15 protein-coding genes are annotated in these 15,232 nt (G+C 74.4%); 8 read left to right on the top strand and 7 right to left on the bottom strand.

The features are described from left to right. Window positions 1-24: 24 nt before the first annotated feature. Window positions 25-1,062 carry an amidohydrolase family protein gene (locus FGD68_RS02640; RefSeq protein ID WP_237609737.1) on the bottom strand — a complete coding sequence of 346 codons (1,038 nt, stop codon included), beginning with the start codon at window positions 1,060-1,062 and terminating at the stop codon, window positions 25-27. 207 nt (window positions 1,063-1,269) lie between these two features. On the opposite strand from FGD68_RS02640, the gene FGD68_RS02635 reads away from it, so the two are divergent. The 7 genes from FGD68_RS02635 (at window position 1,270) to FGD68_RS02610 (ending at window position 5,475) form a co-directional block, all read left to right on the top strand. Continuing rightward, window positions 1,270-1,590, top strand: a complete 321-nt coding sequence (locus FGD68_RS02635; protein ID WP_237609736.1) for a hypothetical protein — start codon at window positions 1,270-1,272, stop codon at window positions 1,588-1,590. 40 nt (window positions 1,591-1,630) lie between these two features. Further along, entirely contained in the window at window positions 1,631-1,753 is a 123-nt protein-coding gene (locus FGD68_RS15485) for a hypothetical protein (RefSeq protein WP_262914783.1), read from the top strand. Continuing rightward, entirely contained in the window at window positions 1,750-2,778 is a 1,029-nt protein-coding gene (locus tag FGD68_RS02630) for a LacI family DNA-binding transcriptional regulator (RefSeq protein ID WP_237609735.1), read from the top strand. Before FGD68_RS15485 ends, FGD68_RS02630 begins: the two co-directional genes overlap by 4 nt. A gap of 179 nt (window positions 2,779-2,957) precedes the next feature. Beyond that, window positions 2,958-3,686, top strand: coding sequence for a 2'-5' RNA ligase family protein (locus FGD68_RS02625; RefSeq protein ID WP_119373356.1), 729 nt, complete (start codon window positions 2,958-2,960; stop codon window positions 3,684-3,686). Window positions 3,687-4,101: 415 nt separating this feature from the next. After that, window positions 4,102-4,521, top strand: a complete 420-nt coding sequence (locus FGD68_RS02620; RefSeq protein WP_119373357.1) for a BLUF domain-containing protein — start codon at window positions 4,102-4,104, stop codon at window positions 4,519-4,521. 79 nt (window positions 4,522-4,600) lie between these two features. Beyond that, window positions 4,601-5,239, top strand: coding sequence for a hypothetical protein (locus FGD68_RS02615; protein ID WP_119373358.1), 639 nt, complete (start codon window positions 4,601-4,603; stop codon window positions 5,237-5,239). Then, window positions 5,239-5,475 (top strand): helix-turn-helix domain-containing protein, encoded by a 237-nt coding sequence (locus FGD68_RS02610; RefSeq protein ID WP_182480940.1) that lies wholly within the window; start codon window positions 5,239-5,241, stop codon window positions 5,473-5,475. The genes FGD68_RS02615 and FGD68_RS02610 overlap by 1 nt, the downstream gene beginning before the upstream one ends. A 27-nt stretch (window positions 5,476-5,502) precedes the next feature. Here the strand turns inward: FGD68_RS02610 and FGD68_RS02605 are convergent, their stop codons facing one another. From FGD68_RS02605 to dnaK, 6 genes are all read right to left on the bottom strand, one after another. Further along, a complete protein-coding gene (locus FGD68_RS02605; RefSeq protein WP_119373360.1) occupies window positions 5,503-5,943 on the bottom strand; it encodes a DUF1905 domain-containing protein in 441 nt (146 codons plus the stop codon). A gap of 51 nt (window positions 5,944-5,994) precedes the next feature. Continuing rightward, window positions 5,995-7,209: a class I SAM-dependent methyltransferase gene (locus tag FGD68_RS02600; protein WP_237609734.1), complete on the bottom strand. Its 1,215-nt coding sequence runs from the start codon at window positions 7,207-7,209 to the stop codon at window positions 5,995-5,997. Further along, window positions 7,206-7,661, bottom strand: coding sequence for a heat shock protein transcriptional repressor HspR (locus FGD68_RS02595; RefSeq protein WP_182480946.1), 456 nt, complete (start codon window positions 7,659-7,661; stop codon window positions 7,206-7,208). Before FGD68_RS02595 ends, FGD68_RS02600 begins: the two co-directional genes overlap by 4 nt. 19 nt (window positions 7,662-7,680) lie before the next feature. After that, entirely contained in the window at window positions 7,681-8,697 is a 1,017-nt protein-coding gene (locus FGD68_RS02590) for a DnaJ C-terminal domain-containing protein (protein WP_119373421.1), read from the bottom strand. 120 nt (window positions 8,698-8,817) lie between these two features. Further along, window positions 8,818-9,471 carry a nucleotide exchange factor GrpE gene (locus tag FGD68_RS02585; RefSeq protein ID WP_104237370.1) on the bottom strand — a complete coding sequence of 218 codons (654 nt, stop codon included), beginning with the start codon at window positions 9,469-9,471 and terminating at the stop codon, window positions 8,818-8,820. After that, window positions 9,468-11,339 carry a molecular chaperone DnaK gene (gene dnaK, locus FGD68_RS02580; protein WP_119373422.1) on the bottom strand — a complete coding sequence of 624 codons (1,872 nt, stop codon included), beginning with the start codon at window positions 11,337-11,339 and terminating at the stop codon, window positions 9,468-9,470. The genes FGD68_RS02585 and dnaK overlap by 4 nt, the downstream gene beginning before the upstream one ends. Window positions 11,340-11,744: 405 nt before the next feature. Here dnaK and FGD68_RS02575 point away from each other — a divergent pair, with 405 nt between their 5' ends. Continuing rightward, on the top strand, window positions 11,745-15,152 hold the full coding sequence (locus FGD68_RS02575) for a DUF7507 domain-containing protein (protein WP_237609733.1): 3,408 nt from the start codon (window positions 11,745-11,747) through the stop codon (window positions 15,150-15,152). The last annotated feature ends 80 nt before the right edge of the window (window positions 15,153-15,232 follow it).

Below are 15,232 nucleotides of genomic sequence, written 5' to 3'. Positions count from 1 at the left end.
TCGCGGGAGGGTGCGGTCGGCCGCTCAACCCCGCCGTGGCAGGTCGGCCGCGCCCAGCCGGTGCGCCCCGCGCAGCCACGAGACCAGCTCCCCTGCGGTGGCGTCGGCGGACGACGGCAGCGGCTCCGCGCTCGCCAGCGCGTGCGCGATGACGCCGGGCGCGCTGCCCAGCACGGCCTCGAGCAGCGCCGGGCCCCGCAGCCCGACCTCGCCGAGCAGCTCGACCTCCCGCGCGTTCAGGCCCACGGGGAGGTCGCCGTTGCCGAGGTCGGTGCCGTACGCGATCCGGCCGCCGACCGCGACGTGGCGCCGGGCGTTCTCGAGGGCCGTCGCGAGGTCGGCGCCGTCGTGGATCGCCAGGGTCGAGATCCAGAGCACGTCGCGCGCCACGGACTCCCGCAGCGTGGCGTCGTCGAGCCGCTCGGTCCACGGCACGTGCACGAGCACGTCGGCGCCCGCCCGGAGCGCGCGCGCCGCCTGCCCCTGGCCCTCCGCGTGCACGGCCGCGGGAAGGCCGGCGGCATGCGCGGCGTCGACGAGCGCGGCCAGCACGTCGTCGGCGAGGAGCGGTCCGCCGTCGTGCAGCACGACCTTCACCGCGCCGGATCCGCCAGCCCTCGCCTCCGCGACGGCCGCCGCCGCGTCCTCCGCGCGCGCCACCTCGCGCACCGCGGCTGCCGGCGCCCACGCCCGATCCGACGGGTAACCGCCCAGGGCGGTGTGGAACGGACCCGCGTAGCGGACGGCCACGCCCTCCGGCGGACGGGCCGCGATGCGGGCGATCTCCGCTGGATCCCACCCGAGGTCGACCACGGCCGTGACGGGCGATGCGGCGAGCGCCGCGCGATCCACGAGCCCGAGGTGCACGTGCCGGTCGACCACGCCGTCGCTGATCGCCAGGTCGAGCCGCCCGAGCACCTCCTCTGCGGGGTCGGCGAGCGTCACGCGACCGCCGGCGATCCGCACGGCCACGTCCCGGTGGATCCGCTCGAGCCGCAGCTCCCGCACGCGCCACACGCCCCCGCGGGCGTCGCGCGCGGCATCGACGGCGTCGTGGTCCATGCGCCTCCCCGGGTCCCGCCGAACCTAGCGCGACGCGGCGTGTGCAGGAGCCGCCCCGCCGGATCCGCGCGGCCCGTAGCCTCGTGCCCCTCCCGTCCGAGCCGCAGCACGAGGTCCCATGCCGCACGCCCCGCACCCGCGCACGCCGCCCGGCGTCCGCCCGGCGCACCCCGGCCGTCGGCGCCGCACGCCCTCGGGAGCCCGCGCGTGCTGAGCAGCCCCGACCGCGACGACGACCTCCTGCAGGAGCGGCTCCGCGCGCTGCACGACGTGTGGCCCGGGGATCCGGCCGACGACGACCCGCTCCGCGCGATCCGACGCGCGACGTCCGCCGGGGACGTCGGCGGGACCCACGCGCCGCGATCGGCCGGCCCGCTCCGCCAGGCGTACCGCGCGATCCTCCACCGCCTCGGCGCCAGCGCGGCCGGCCTCCCCCTGCCGCCCGTCCAGGAGCCCGCGGCAGGAGCGCATCCCGCGCCCGTCGCGGATCCGCCGCCCGCCATCGGTCCATCGCCGCACCGCCCCTGACCTGCCACCCGCGGCGCCCCCGCATCGCTACCGTGGACCCGTGCCCCCCGCCGCCGCCGCGCACCCCGCGCCGATCCCCGTCCCCGCCGCCGCGCTCCCCGCGCCGATCCCCGTCCCCGCCGCCGCGCTCCCCGCGCAGCTCGCCCCGCGGATCCGCGCATGAGCCGCCCCGGCGCAGCCCCCACCATCCACGACGTCGCCGCGCGCGCGGGGGTCTCCAAGTCCGTCGTCTCGCGCGCCCTCTCCGGCGCGCCCGGCGTCGCCCCCGCCACCCAGCAGACGGTCCGCGACGCCGCGGCCGCGCTCGGCTACGTCGCCAACGCCCACGCGCGCGGGATGTCGGCGCACCGCACCCACACGCTCGGCGTCCTGGTCCGCGACGCGTCCACGCCCTTCTACGGGCACCTGCTCACGGCGCTGCAGCAGCGGGCGTCGGAGCGCGGGTACCGGGTCGTCACGGCGACGGGCTTCGGCGCGTTCGACGTGATGGAGGAGCGCAAGGCCCTCGAGACGCTCGTCTCGCTGCAGGTCGAGGGGCTCATCGTGTGCAGCGGCGCGCTCCCGGTCGCGGACATCCTGCCGTCCGCACTCCGGATCCCCACGGTCGTCGCCGGCCGCCCCGAGGTGGACGCGTCGCTCAGCAGCGTCTACTGCGACGAGACGGCGGGCGGCCGCGGTCTCGCCGACCACGTGGCGTCGCTCGGCCACCGCCGCGTCGCCGTCCTCACGCTCCCGCCCGCCATCTCCCTCACGATGTCCGCACGCACCCTCGCGATGCTCGACCGCCTCCGCGAGCTCGGCCTCGACGCCGTGCACGTGCGCGGGGAGGAGCACCGGGGCGGGCACATCGAGGGGGCGGACGGCATCGCGCAGGCGATCGTCGACGCGGGCGGCGTCACCGCGATCATGACCCCGAGCGACGGGTGGGCCCTCGCGATCCTCGACGGCCTCGGCCGCCGCGGCATCACCGCCCCCGACAGCGTCTCCATCACCGGCTACGACGGCCTGCCGCCCTTCACGAGCGCGCTCCTCGACTTCACCACGTGGCGCCAGCCCATCCCCGTCATCGGCGCCCTCGCCGTCGACGCCGTGGTCGACCGCATCGACGGCACCGTCACGGGCACCCGCCACACCGCGGTCGACGGCGAGCTGATCCCGGGCCGCACGGCCGCGCTCCTCCGCGCCTGACGCACGTCGTGCGACGCTCGTCGCGCGAGCGCCGTTCAGGCACCGCCCCCGCGCACCGCGCACCGTGCGTCCACCCGCCGTTCACCCCGCGGCCGCCCTCGCCGATCCGCGCTGTGGGACCATCGACGTCGCCACGTAGGGAACGTTCCCTGCGCTCGCTCGACGCCTGGAGGATCCCCATGGACCACGACGACCACACCGCACACGCGCTCGCCGCCCCCGACACCGCGCCCGCGTCGGCCAGCCGGGTCGAGGTGCGCCCGTCGCTGCTCCCCCGCGACGACAGCGACCCCTACCGCTACGGGATCTTCCTCCGCCCCGACGCGCGCACCTGCCGGGCCGTGACCGTCGTCACCGACCAGATCCGCGCGCAGTACGGCCTCGTGTCCGCCGGCGCCTTCCCCCCGCACGCGACGCTCATCGGGAGCCAGCCGTTCGGGCACGACGAGGCGCGGGTGATCGAGGCGGTCACCGAGCTCCTCGCCGACCGCCCCGCGTTCCCCGTGCACAACGCAGGCGTCCGCGAGCACGGCTTCGGCTTCGTCTACGACGTGGACGGCCTGCCGGACGGCAGCCAGAACGCCGAGCTGCTCGCGCTCGCGGCGGACATCGACCGCGTCGCGGCCCCGTTCCGGCGTCCCATGGACTCCCCCGAGCACCACTCGTTCGACCCCGCGCGCTTCCGGGCGCACCTCTCGCTCGCCTCGCACGACCTCCTCGTCCGCCCCGACCTGCACGACGAGGTCGGCGCCTTCATCCGCGAGCTCGACGAGCCCGTGCCGACCGGCTTCGTCGGCGACACGGTCGTCATGTACCGCACCGCGAGCCCGGACTGGTCCGGCCGCTGGTGGAACACCCTCACCTGGGAGCACGTGCGCACCTGGACGCTCGGCGGCGGCTCGCACTGACCCCGGATCCGCGGTGGACGGGAACTCTCACCCTCCCCTCACCCTCGGATCACCCGCGATTCGTGCACGACTTGTCCCCCAAAGCGAGGACAGGGGACATAGAGTCCTCTTCGTACAGCGGATTCCCCCGATGCCGCCGTGCGAATGGATACCCGAGGAGCGCCCCGACGCGTCCCCCCGCCGAGCGGGGCAGCTCATCAGATCCCTCCGCGACCCGACCCGAACGGACGCGGCAGCAGCAGGAGCCCGGCGCGCGCCGTCCCCGTGGACGCGCCGGGCTCTTGTCGTCCGTCCGGACGACAGAACCCCGGCGGATCCCCGGCCGCCGTGATGTCCGCCCCGCGCCGCGCGCGCATCCGGTGCACGGTGCACGCCCGCGACGCGCGAGGATGGGGGGACAGCACCAGGGGGCACCATGCGGACGACCGTCTACACGAGCACGGCCACACGGCAGATGACCGACGACGAGCTGGGCGAGCTCCTCGGCCAGTGCATCCGCAACAACGAGCAGGCCGGCCTCACGGGCCTGCTGCTGCACCGTGACGGCACGTTCATGCAGGTGCTCGAGGGCCCGCACGACGCCGTCGAGTCGGTGTTCGCCGCCATCGAGGCCGATGAGCGGCACACCGACGTGCGGCTGCTGCTCGACGAGGAGATCCCCGCCCGGCAGTTCCCCGCCTGGTCGATGGGCTTCCGCACGGTCGACGACGCGACCCTCCGCCAGCTCCGCGGCTACGACGACTTCCTCGACCGCCCGGCGTCCGCCGCGGCGCGTCCGGACGCGCCGTCCCGCGCCCGCTGGCTGCTGGAGTGGTTTCGAACGCACCCGGCGTGATCCCCGCGGGCCTGGACACCGGGCCCGACCGCGTGCCACCATATCGACATTCGTTGTAACGATGATCGATAGGACGCCCATGGCACGCACACCCCTCGCCGGCACCGGGTCGTCCGCGCGCGTCACGCGCGGCATTCTCTGGGCGGCCCTCGCGATCGCCGTGCTCGTGCTGCTGGCGGTGACCGCGGCGGCCGTCGTGAGCGCGGTCGAGACCGTGCGGACCGGCGTGGTGAGCACGTCGCTCGAGATGCGCGGATCCCTTCCCGCCGAGGCCGACGCCGGTCCCGCCGACCTCCGCTCGGGCGCGTACCGCACCGCCGAGGTCGCGGTGGGCGAGCTGCCGGGCGGCATCGTCGCGCTGCACGTCGTCCGCATCGCGCTGGACGCCGCCGTGGGCATCGCGCTCGCAGGCACGGTCGCGATCCTCGCCCGCCGGCTGCTCCGGCCGGATCCGCTCGCCCGCCGCCTCAGCCTCGTGGTCACGCTCGCGGGCGGCACCGTGATGATCGCGGCGCTGCTCGCGCTCGCCGCGCGCACGGGCGTGGCCTGGATGGTCGGGGACGCGCTCAACGACCCCGCTGACGGGCTCGACGGCTTCTGGCCCGTCGTCGCGGAGGTCGACGCGTCGACCATCGCGCTCGGCTTCGCGCTGATGATCGTCGGCCTCGTGGTCGAGCACGGCGAGACCCTGCAGCGCGACACCCGCGGCCTGGTCTGATGGGCGCGGACGACGAGGGCCCCACCGGCGTCCACTGCCGCCTCGACGAGCTGCTCGCGGCGCGCGGCATGACGCTCACGCGGCTGAGCGCGATCGTCGGCGTGAGCCAGGTCAACCTGTCGATCCTGAAGAACGACCGCGCCCGCGCGATCCGCTACTCGACCCTCGTCGCGGTCTGCCGCGCGCTGGAGTGCGAGATCGGCGACCTGCTGGTGCTGGATCCGCCGGCGGCCTGACGCGCGCGACCCGCGCGTGCGGTGGGGTCAGGCGCGCAACGCGTCGAGCGCCTTCTCGACGCGACGCGCGCGGGTCTCGGCGGTCTTCGCCTCGGCGATCGGATCCACGAGGGCGCGCTGCCTGCTCGACGAGAGCACGCCGAACGCGTCAGCCAGGGCGGGCTCCGCGGCGAAGGCGGCGGCGACCTCGTCCGGGATCACGGCCTCGCGGGGCTGCGCGTCGAGCTCGATGGTCACCTCGACCTCGTCGTCGGCGGCGACCCCCGACGCGGCGCGATGCGCGGCGCTCAGCGGGATGAGGTGCTGTCCGCCCATCGCGCCGACGCTCGTGCGGTACGTGTAGCCCGCGACGGTGACGACGACCGCGGGCCGCTTCCCGGCACCCAGCTCGTCGAGCGCCTCCGGCGGCACGGGCAGCCCGGTCGCGTTGACGCGGGCCTGCATGACGCGGGTGCGGAAGGTGGGCATGCGGGCTCCTCGGCGAGCGGCGCGACTCGGGCGGCCACGGTGGATCCGAGGCTAGGCCCGCGACTCGGGCTTCGTCGAGACGGCGACCGTGAACTTCGCGTTCCGACCCGCCTCGCGCGTGGGGCCGACGATGCGCGTGAGCTGCGGCCGGTAGCCGAGCGGGCTGTTGTAGACCGTCCAGAGCTCGCCGCCGGGGCGGAGCATGCGGGCCGCGGCGGCGAACAGGCGCGGCGCGAGGCCCGCGTGCACGGTGGCGCCCGTGTGGAACGGCGGGTTCAGGAGCACGAGGTCGGCGGATCCGTCGGGGACGGTGGATCCGGCGTCGTCGCGCACCACGGTCACCCGGTCCGCGAGCCCGTTGGCGGCGACGGTCGCGCGCGCCGAGTCGACGGCCGCCCACGACTGGTCGGTCGCGATCACGCGGAGGTCCGGCCGGGCGAGCGCGACGGCCGACGCGATGACGCCCGTGCCGCAGCCGAGGTCGACGGCGGTCGTCGCGCCAGCGGGCAGGTCGGGCAGGAAGGAGAGGAGGAAGCGCGTTCCGATGTCGATGCGGGCGCCCGCGAACGCGGCGCCGTGCGCGCGCACCTCGAGGCCGAGGTCGGGGTGCGACTCGTGGCGGGGGTAGGCGTCGGCGGCGTCGGTCGCGGAGAGCGGCTCGCGCGCGACGAGGATCCGCGACTTCTGCCGCGCGAGTGTGGCGTGCACCTCGCCGAAGCGGCGGCGGAGCACGTCGGTCATCGCGGGGGTCATGTGCTTGACGCGGCCGCCGGCGAGCACGGTCACGTCGTCGGCGGCGGCGCGCGCGACCACACCGGCCCACTCGTCGAGGGCGTCGAGGCTGCGGGGCAGGCGCGCGATGACAACGCGGGCGTCCGCGGCGAGCGCGTCGTCCAGCCCGTGGTGGGCGATCTCGGCGGTCTCGCCGATCAGCTCCGCGTTGAGGCGGAGCGCGGTCTCGGAGGCGAGGGCGTCCTGGTGCACGCGGATGCGCACGGGATCCGGCGCCCCCGCTCGACGCAGCGCGGCGGCAGCGCCCAGCGCGAGGGCGCCGTACTGGTCGCCGATCACGACGAGCTCCTCGGGCCGCACCGGGCGGCCCGCGTCGGCCGCGGCGGCGAGCAGCGCGACCAGCTCGTCGAGGAGCAACCGGTCGGCGGCGTCCACGGCGAAGAGGTTCTCGGCCTCGACGTCCGGGCGGCGGCGGAGCGCGCCGAGGTCGAGCAGGTCGTCGGCGGCGGATGCGGAGTCGCGAGCGTCGCTCACCGCGCGTCGCGCCCGGAGCCGTCGCGGTCGTCGCCGGGCATGGCGAGCGCCGCCCGGTACAGCACGACCTCGGTGGGCCGGGACGGACGCACGCCCGCGCGCAGCGACACCACGTCGCCGTCGCCGCGTGCCGCGAACACGCGGCGGCCGGGCCGCGACAGCAGCTCGTCGGCGAGCGCCGACTCCAGCTGGCGCACGCGGCCGCGGAGCTCCGTCACCTGGTTCTCGAGCTCGAGGATCCGCGCGATGCCCTCCAGGCTCACGCCCTCCCCGCCCAGCCGGGCGACCTCCCGCAGCTGCACGATGTCGCGCATCGAGTAGCGGCGGCTCCGCCCGGCGGTGCGGGTGGGCGACACGAGTCCGAGGCGGTCGTACTGCCGGAGCGTCTGCGGGTGCATGCCCGACAGCTCGGCCGCCACGGAGATCACGAAGACGGGGGCGTCCTCGTCCATCGTGTCGCGGGGATCCACGTCAGCTCCTGGCCCGCTCGATGAGCTCGCGGCGCGGGTCCTCGCCCGGGCCCGAGCTGGCGAACGCGTCGAGCGCCACGCGCTGGGCGTCGGTGAGGCGCGACGGCACCGCGACCTCGATGCGCGCGAGCAGGTCGCCCGTGCCCTTCGGGGTCGTGACGCCGCGGCCCTTGACGCGCAGCACCTTCCCGCTGGACGTGCCGGGCGCGACCTTCAGCCGCACCGGGTCGCCGCCGAGCGTGGGCACCTCGATGGTCGCGCCGAGCGCGGCCTCGGGGAAGGTGACGGGGACGTTGACCCGGAGGTTCAGCCCGTCGCGCTCGAACACAGGGTGCGATCGCACGTGGACCGTGAGGATGATGTCCCCCGACGCGCCGCCGTCGCCCGACGGCTCGCCCTTCCCGGCGAGGCGGATCTTCTGCCCGTCGGAGACCCCGGCCGGCACGCGCACCGTGAGGGGCCGGCCGTCGGAGTCCTGCAGGCGCACGACGTCGCCCTGCACCGCGGTGAGGAAGTCGATCGTGGTGGTCGCGGTGACGTCGCGGCCCTTGGTGGGCGCGCCATAGCCCCGGTAGCCGCCGGTCGACTGGCCGAAGCCGCCGTTGCCGAACATGCCGCCGAGGATGTCCTCGAACCCGCCCTGGCTGTACTGCGGCTGGCCGGAACCGAACCCGGCCGTGCGCCGCCCGCGGCCGCCGGCCTGCTGGCCGAACATGCCGCCGAACACGTCCTCGAACCCACCCGCCTGTCCGCCGCCGGCACCCGGTGCGGTGAAGCGCGCGCCGGATCCCATGGCCCGCATCTGGTCGTACTCGCGGCGCTGCTCCTTGTCGGCCAGCACGGCGTGCGCCTCGCTGATCTCCTTGAAGCGCGCCTCGGCCGACGGATCCGGGTTGCTGTCCGGGTGGTACTGCCGCGCGAGCTTGCGGTAGGCCTTCTTGAGGTCGGCCTCCGAGACGTCCTTGGACACTCCGAGGACCTTGTAGAAGTCCTTGTCGAACCAGTCCTGGCTGGCCATCAGACGCCTCCCTTCTTCTTCGTCTCGTGGTGGGGGCCGCACACCCCGGTCCGGGCGCCCGCGCGTGCGGACGCCCGGACCGGGGTGGGTGCAGCCGGATCGATGCTGCGGTTGATGGCGCTACTCCGGCTTGTCGACGACGACCTTCGCGGCCCGCAGCAGCGTCTCGCCGATGTAGTAGCCACTCTCGACGACGTCCGCCACGGTGTCCACCTGGACCTCGGGGTTCGGCTTCTGGAAGATCGCCTCGTGCACCTGCGGGTCGAAGGCGTCGCCGACGGCGCCCACCTTGACCAGCCCGATGCGCTCCACGTTCGTCCGCAGCTTGGCGACGATCGCGGTGAGCGGTCCGCCCTCCGCGAGGTCGCCGTGCTTCTCGGCGCGGTCGAGGTCGTCGAGCACCGGGAGGATGCCCTTGACCACGTCGCCGACCGCGCGCTGGCGCTCGATCTCGCGGTTGGCCTCGGTGCGCTTGCGGTAGTTGGCGTACTCGGCGGTGACGCGCTTCAGGTCCGCGAGGTGCTCCGAGTCGCCCTCGACGGGCTCCGCCCGGGTCTGCTCGATGAGGTCCTGCAGCTCCTCGTCCATGGCGTCGGTCGTCTCGACGTCGGGGCCCTCGGCCTCGACGAACGCGCCGTCCTCGCCGGGGACGGAGGCCTGGTCGGCCGCCTCGTCCGCCGTGGCGTCAGGTCCGTCCGAGGACGCGGGGACCGACTGCTCGGCTCCCTCGTCCTCGGGCACGCGGCCCTCGCCGTTCGCGGTGTCCTCGGTCATCGGTCGGTCTTCTTGTCCTCGTCGTCCTCGTCCACGACCTCGGCGTCGACGATGTCCTCGTCGTCCTTCTTCGCCTCGGGCGCGCCCTCGGGGGTCTCGCCCGCGGCCTGCTCCTGCTGGCCCTGCGCGTAGATGGCCTCGCCGAGCTTGGTCTGGCTCGCGGACAGCTTGTCGAACGCGGTCTTGACCGCGGCCTCGTCGTCGCCGGCGAGGGCGCTCTTCAGGCCGTCGACGTCGCCCTGGACCTCGGACTTGACGTCCTCGGGCAGCTTGTCGTCGTTCTCCTTGATGAGCTTGTCGATCGAGTAGGCGAGCTGCTCCGCGTTGTTGCGGACCTCGGCCTGCTCGCGGCGCGTCTTGTCCTCCGCCGCGTGCTCCTCGGCCTCGCGCACCATGCGCTCGATGTCCTCCTTCGCGAGCGAGGATCCGCCCGTGATGGTCATCGACTGCTCCTTGCCGGTGCCCTTGTCCTTGGCGGACACGTGCACGATGCCGTTGGCGTCGATGTCGAAGGTGACCTCGACCTGCGGGATCCCGCGGGGCGCCGGCGCGATGCCGGTGAGCTCGAAGGTGCCGAGGTTCTTGTTGTCGCGGGTGAACTCGCGCTCGCCCTGGAAGACCTGGATCGCGACGGACGGCTGGTTGTCGTCCGCCGTGGTGAAGGTCTCGCTGCGCTTGGTCGGGATGGCCGTGTTGCGCTCGATGAGCTTGGTCATGATGCCGCCCTTGGTCTCGATGCCGAGGCTCAGGGGGGTGACGTCGATGAGGAGGACGTCCTTGCGCTCGCCCTTCAGCACGCCGGCCTGGAGCGCGGCGCCGACGGCGACGACCTCGTCCGGGTTGACGCCCTTGTTGGGCTCCTTGCCGCCCGTGAGCTTCTTCACGAGGTCGACCACGGCGGGCATGCGGGTGGATCCGCCGACGAGGACCACGTGGGCCACGTCGCCGACCGAGACGCCGGCCTCGCGGATGACGTCCTCGAAGGGCTTGCGGGTGCGCTCGAGCAGGTCGTTCGTGAGCTCCTCGAACTTGGCGCGGGTCAGCGTCTCGTCGAGGTTGGCCGGGCCGTTCTCCGTGAGGGAGAGGTACGGGAGCTGGATCGAGGTGCTGGTGGAGGAGCTGAGCTCCTTCTTCGCCTGCTCAGCGGCCTCCTTGAGGCGCTGCTTGGCGATCTTGTCGTTCGAGACGTCGACGCCCGTCGACTCCTTGAAGCGCTTGACGAGGTGGTCGACGATGCGCTGGTCCCAGTCGTCGCCGCCGAGGCGGTTGTCGCCCGCGGTGGAGCGGACCTGGATGGTGCTGAAGTCGTCGTCCTTGCCCACCTCGAGGAGGGAGACGTCGAACGTGCCGCCACCGAGGTCGAAGACGAGGATGAGCTCGTCCTCCTTGCCCCGGTCGAGGCCGTAGGCGAGGGCGGCCGCGGTGGGCTCGTTGATGATGCGGAGCACGTTGAGGCCCGCGATCTCGCCGGCCTCCTTCGTGGCCTGGCGCTCGGCGTCGTTGAAGTACGCGGGGACGGTGATGACCGCGTCGGTGACCGAGTCGCCCAGGTACTGCTCGGCGTCGCGCTTGAGCTTGCCGAGGATGCGGGCCGACAGCTCCTGCGACGTGTACTTCCTGTCGTCGATGCCGACGGTCCAGTCGGTGCCCATGTGGCGCTTGACCGACGAGATAGTGCGGTCGACGTTGGTGACGTTCTGGCGCTTGGCGGTCTCGCCGACCAGCACCTCGCCGTCCTTGGTGAACGCGACGACGGACGGCGTGGTCCGCGCGCCCTCGGCGTTGGCGATGACGGTGGGCTCTCCGCCCTCCAGGACCGAGACCACCGAGTTGGTGGTACCCAGGTCGATTCCTACTGCACGAGCCATGGGGTGTTCTCCTTCTGTTGCCGCGGCGCCCGGATCACGGGGGTCGCTTCGTGTGGTGACGCGGGTGTCCCGCGGAGTCTGTCTCGCGGTGCCGCTTCGTCAGCGGCGTGCTACTTGAGCCGCGATGACTCAACTCTACCCGGACGTCGGCGAGCGTCAAGTCGCGGCCGCAGGAGTTGAGCGATGTCGGCTCAACTCACAGGATCCGCGGGTGGCGGACCGCTCCCGCGGAGGCGGTGTGCCCCGGCCGGGGGGCCGGAGGACCGAGACGGGGGCTACTGGTTCACCTAGATCGCTACTGGGTCTCTTTTCCCGGGTCGACCTGCTGATTTAGCGTTGCCGACGCGAGGCCGGGGGGCCTCGGGACGCCCTTGACGAGGACGTGGTCTCCAGGGAGTGGTCGAAGTGGTGGGTACGCGTGCGCGCCATGCCGCCGCACCGGGTCCGGTCGCGTCCGGCGCGCGCTCCCGCCCCGGGATCCGCCGCCTGGCCGCGCTCGCCGCCGCCGCCGTCGCCGCCGCCGCCCTCCTCGTGACCCTGCCCACGCAGACCGCGACCGCCGCGTCGCAGCTGGTCGCCGAGTCGTTCAGCGGGACGACCGTGGCGGACGCCGCGTGGAAGCCGCTCGGCAGCGCGTGCCTCACCCGCGCCACCTCCGCCCCGACGAGCGGGTCGACCATCGGCGTGTGCTCGAGCAGGGACCAGTCGCTGCCCGCGAGCGCGAACCCGGGGGCCCTCCAGCTCACCGACAACCGCGCCGACGCGGTCGGCGGCGTGGTCTACGACAACGCGATCCCCGCCACGGGCGGCCTCGACGTCAAGTTCGACCAGTACCAGTACGGCACCTCCTCCGGCGGCGCCGACGGCATCGGGTTCTTCCTCACCGACGGATCCGTGCCGCTCACCGCAGCGGGCCCGTCCGGCGGAGGCCTCGGCTACGCCCAGACCACGACCGCGGCCGGCGTCGCGGGCGGCTACCTCGGCGTCGGCCTCGACGCGTTCGGCAACTTCTCGAGCCCCACCGAGGGCCGCGGCACGGGCTGCACCACCCCGAGCGCCGGCGTCGGCCAGCGTCCGAACGCGATCGCGCTGCGCGGACCCGGCACGGGCCTCGCGGGCTACTGCTACCTGACGGGCGTCTCGCCCGCGACGAGCCTGCGCGCGACCACCACCCTGAGCACCCCCACCACGGACCTCGGCCGGACCATCCGCATCACGGTCTCGTCGGCGCGGCTCCCCGTCGTCACCGTCTACATGGGCGCGGCGGCCGGCGCATCCACCGCCTCCCTCACGCAGGTCCTGCAGTACACGATGACGACCCCCGCCCCCTCCTCCTACAAGTTCGGCTACCTCGCCTCCACGGGCACGTTCAGGGACACGCACCTGATCCGCGAGGTGAGCGTCTCGAGCCTCGACAACCTCACGACCCTCACCCTCGTGAAGCAGATCGACCGGTCGACCGCGCAGCTGGCGGCCTACGGCGAGGGGCAGGAGATCCGCTACCAGTTCGTGTTGACCAACACCGGCGGGCTCACGCTCTCGAACCTCGCCGTGAACGATCCCCTGGTCTCGTCGGTCTCCTGCCCGGGCGGCCTGCTCGGGCTTGGCCTGTTCATCGGCGGCAGATCCATCACCTGCACGGGGATCCACGTCGTGACGCCCGCGGAGGCCGTGAACGCCACGCTCACGAACACCGCGACCGCGACCGGCGTCAACACGCTGCTCGCGGGCGTGACGAGCAACACGAGCTCCGTCACGGTGCCGATCGCGGCCCCCGCCCCCGCGCTCGCGCTCACGAAGACGGGCGCGCTCACCGACTCCAACGGCAACGGCAAGGCGGACGTCGGCGAGCGGATCGCCTACTCGTTCGTCGCGCGCAACGCCGGGAACGTGTCGCTGCGGCAGGTGGCGGTCGCGGATCCGCGCGTCACCGGGATCAGCCCCGCCTCCGTGACCCTCGCGCCCGGCGCCTCGCAGACCTTCACCTCCACGGCGTACACCGTGACGCAGGCCGACGTGAACGCCGCGACGCCGATCGTGAACACCGCCACCGTCTCCGGCCAGACCTTCGCCAACGTGCCCGCCCCGACCGCGAGCTCGTCGACGAGCACGCCCGTCAACGCATCCGCGGCCCTCACGCTCACCAAGGGCGCGACGCTCACGGGCGGATCGAAGGCCGGCTCGACGGTCGCGTACGCCTTCTCCATCACGAACACCGGCACGGTGCCGCTGACCGGGGTGGCGCTCACGGACCCGCTGCCCGGGCTGTCGGCCGTGACGTACACGTGGCCGGGCACGGCCGGGACCCTCGCCGCAGGCGCCACCGCCACGGCGACGGCGAGCTACACGGTGCGGCAGGCCGACGTCGACGCGGGGCAGATCGCGAACACCGCGACCGTGCGCGGCGCGAGCTCGGGCGGCACCCAGGCGCAGGCCACAGCAACCCGCACGCTGACCCTCGACCGCACGGCGACCCTCGCCTTCACGAAGACCGCGACGCCCGGCAACGTGCCGGCGGCGGGCGGCGTCGTCACGTACGCGTTCCGGCTGCAGAACACCGGGTCGACGACGCTCACGAGCGTCTCCATCGCGGATCCGCGCACCGGCGTCTCCGCGCTCGCCTACACGTGGCCCGGGACCGCGGGCACGCTCGCGCCCGGCCAGGTCGTCACGGCGACCGCCACGTACACGGCCACGACCGCGGACGTGGCGGCCGGATCCATCGTCAACACCGCGACGGCGACCGCGACCGCGCCGACCGGGCAGGTCAGCGGCACCGCGACGGCGACCGTCCTCGCCGTCGCCGACCCGCTGCCCGACGCCGCGACGACGCCGCAGGGTGTGCCCGTGGTGATCGACGTGCTCGCCAACGACGGACGCGCCGCGACGGGCGCGACCCTCAGCCGAGCGCAGCTCTCGGCGACGCCCGCCCTCGTCGGCGGCGCCGCGGGTCCCGTGCCGGCGTCGCCGACGGCCGGCAGCGCCACGTGCGTCGCGAGCGGCACGGATCGCGGCAAGTGCACCTACCGGTCCGCCGAGGGCTTCACGGGCGTCGACGTCTTCGACTACGCGCTGCAGAGCGGCGTGGGCACGTGGAACGTGCGGGTCACGATCACGGTCACGGCCGTCAACCGCCCCGCCGTCGCCCGGGCCGACCGGCTGGTGGCGACGATCGGCGGGCCGGCCGTGACCATCGACCCGCGCGCGAACGACACCGACGTCGACGGCGACTCCCTCGCCATCACCGGCGCCACCCCGCCCGCCGCGCTGCCCGGGTCCTTCGGCTGCACGGCCGTTCTGTGCACCTACCAGCCGCCGGCCACGGGGACGCCGGGATCCTCCGTCGTCGCCTACGCGATCACCGACCGTCCGGCGGCGCCCGGCACCGGGATCGCCGCGTCCTCCACCATCACGGTGTTCCTGGATCCCGCCCCGCTCGTGCCCCGCGGCTTCACGCACCGGGACGACGCCAGCCTCGGCGCCTCCACCGGCACCTGGACGAGCTCGACGACCGTCACCGGCGCGATCGCCGGCTGCGTCGCCGGCCGCCCGGTCACGGCGCTCGCCTGGACCGCGGTCCCGGGCGCCACCGACCAGCTCGTCGAGCGGCGCGTCGCGGGAACGACGCCCGGCGCCTGGATCACCGTCGCCCGCCTCGACGGCACCGTGACGTCGTTCTCGGACGACCGTCTCGGCGAGTCCCGCTCCTACCAGTGGCGCGTCCGGCCCGACCTGCAGCGCTGGGTCGGCATCCCGAGCGCGCCCTCCCTCGCCGTCGCCCAGCCGGCGACCGTCTCCGCGGTGGGCTGCTGATGCCCGCGCCACGACCCCCCAGGCCGCATCCGCCGCCCGGCACCGGGCCATCCGACCAGATCCGCCGACAGCACCGCACC

It is taken from the genome of Clavibacter californiensis (assembly GCF_021952865.1).
Classification (GTDB): domain Bacteria; phylum Actinomycetota; class Actinomycetes; order Actinomycetales; family Microbacteriaceae; genus Clavibacter; species Clavibacter californiensis.
This window is presented reverse-complemented; position numbering and strand designations above follow the sequence as displayed.

Coding starts and splice junctions, on each gene's coding strand:
- FGD68_RS02595 (WP_182480946.1), bottom strand. CDS start 7,661: ATGGACGAGGACGCCCCCGTCTTCGTGATCTCCGTGGCGGCCGAGCTG.
- dnaK (WP_119373422.1), bottom strand. CDS start 11,339: ATGGCTCGTGCAGTAGGAATCGACCTGGGTACCACCAACTCGGTGGTC.
- FGD68_RS02630 (WP_237609735.1), top strand. CDS start 1,750: ATGAGCCGCCCCGGCGCAGCCCCCACCATCCACGACGTCGCCGCGCGC.
- FGD68_RS02605 (WP_119373360.1), bottom strand. CDS start 5,943: ATGCCCACCTTCCGCACCCGCGTCATGCAGGCCCGCGTCAACGCGACC.
- FGD68_RS02615 (WP_119373358.1), top strand. CDS start 4,601: ATGGCACGCACACCCCTCGCCGGCACCGGGTCGTCCGCGCGCGTCACG.
- FGD68_RS02620 (WP_119373357.1), top strand. CDS start 4,102: ATGCGGACGACCGTCTACACGAGCACGGCCACACGGCAGATGACCGAC.
- FGD68_RS02590 (WP_119373421.1), bottom strand. CDS start 8,697: ATGGCCAGCCAGGACTGGTTCGACAAGGACTTCTACAAGGTCCTCGGA.
- FGD68_RS02610 (WP_182480940.1), top strand. CDS start 5,239: ATGGGCGCGGACGACGAGGGCCCCACCGGCGTCCACTGCCGCCTCGAC.
- FGD68_RS02585 (WP_104237370.1), bottom strand. CDS start 9,471: ATGACCGAGGACACCGCGAACGGCGAGGGCCGCGTGCCCGAGGACGAG.
- FGD68_RS02625 (WP_119373356.1), top strand. CDS start 2,958: ATGGACCACGACGACCACACCGCACACGCGCTCGCCGCCCCCGACACC.
- FGD68_RS02640 (WP_237609737.1), bottom strand. CDS start 1,062: ATGGACCACGACGCCGTCGATGCCGCGCGCGACGCCCGCGGGGGCGTG.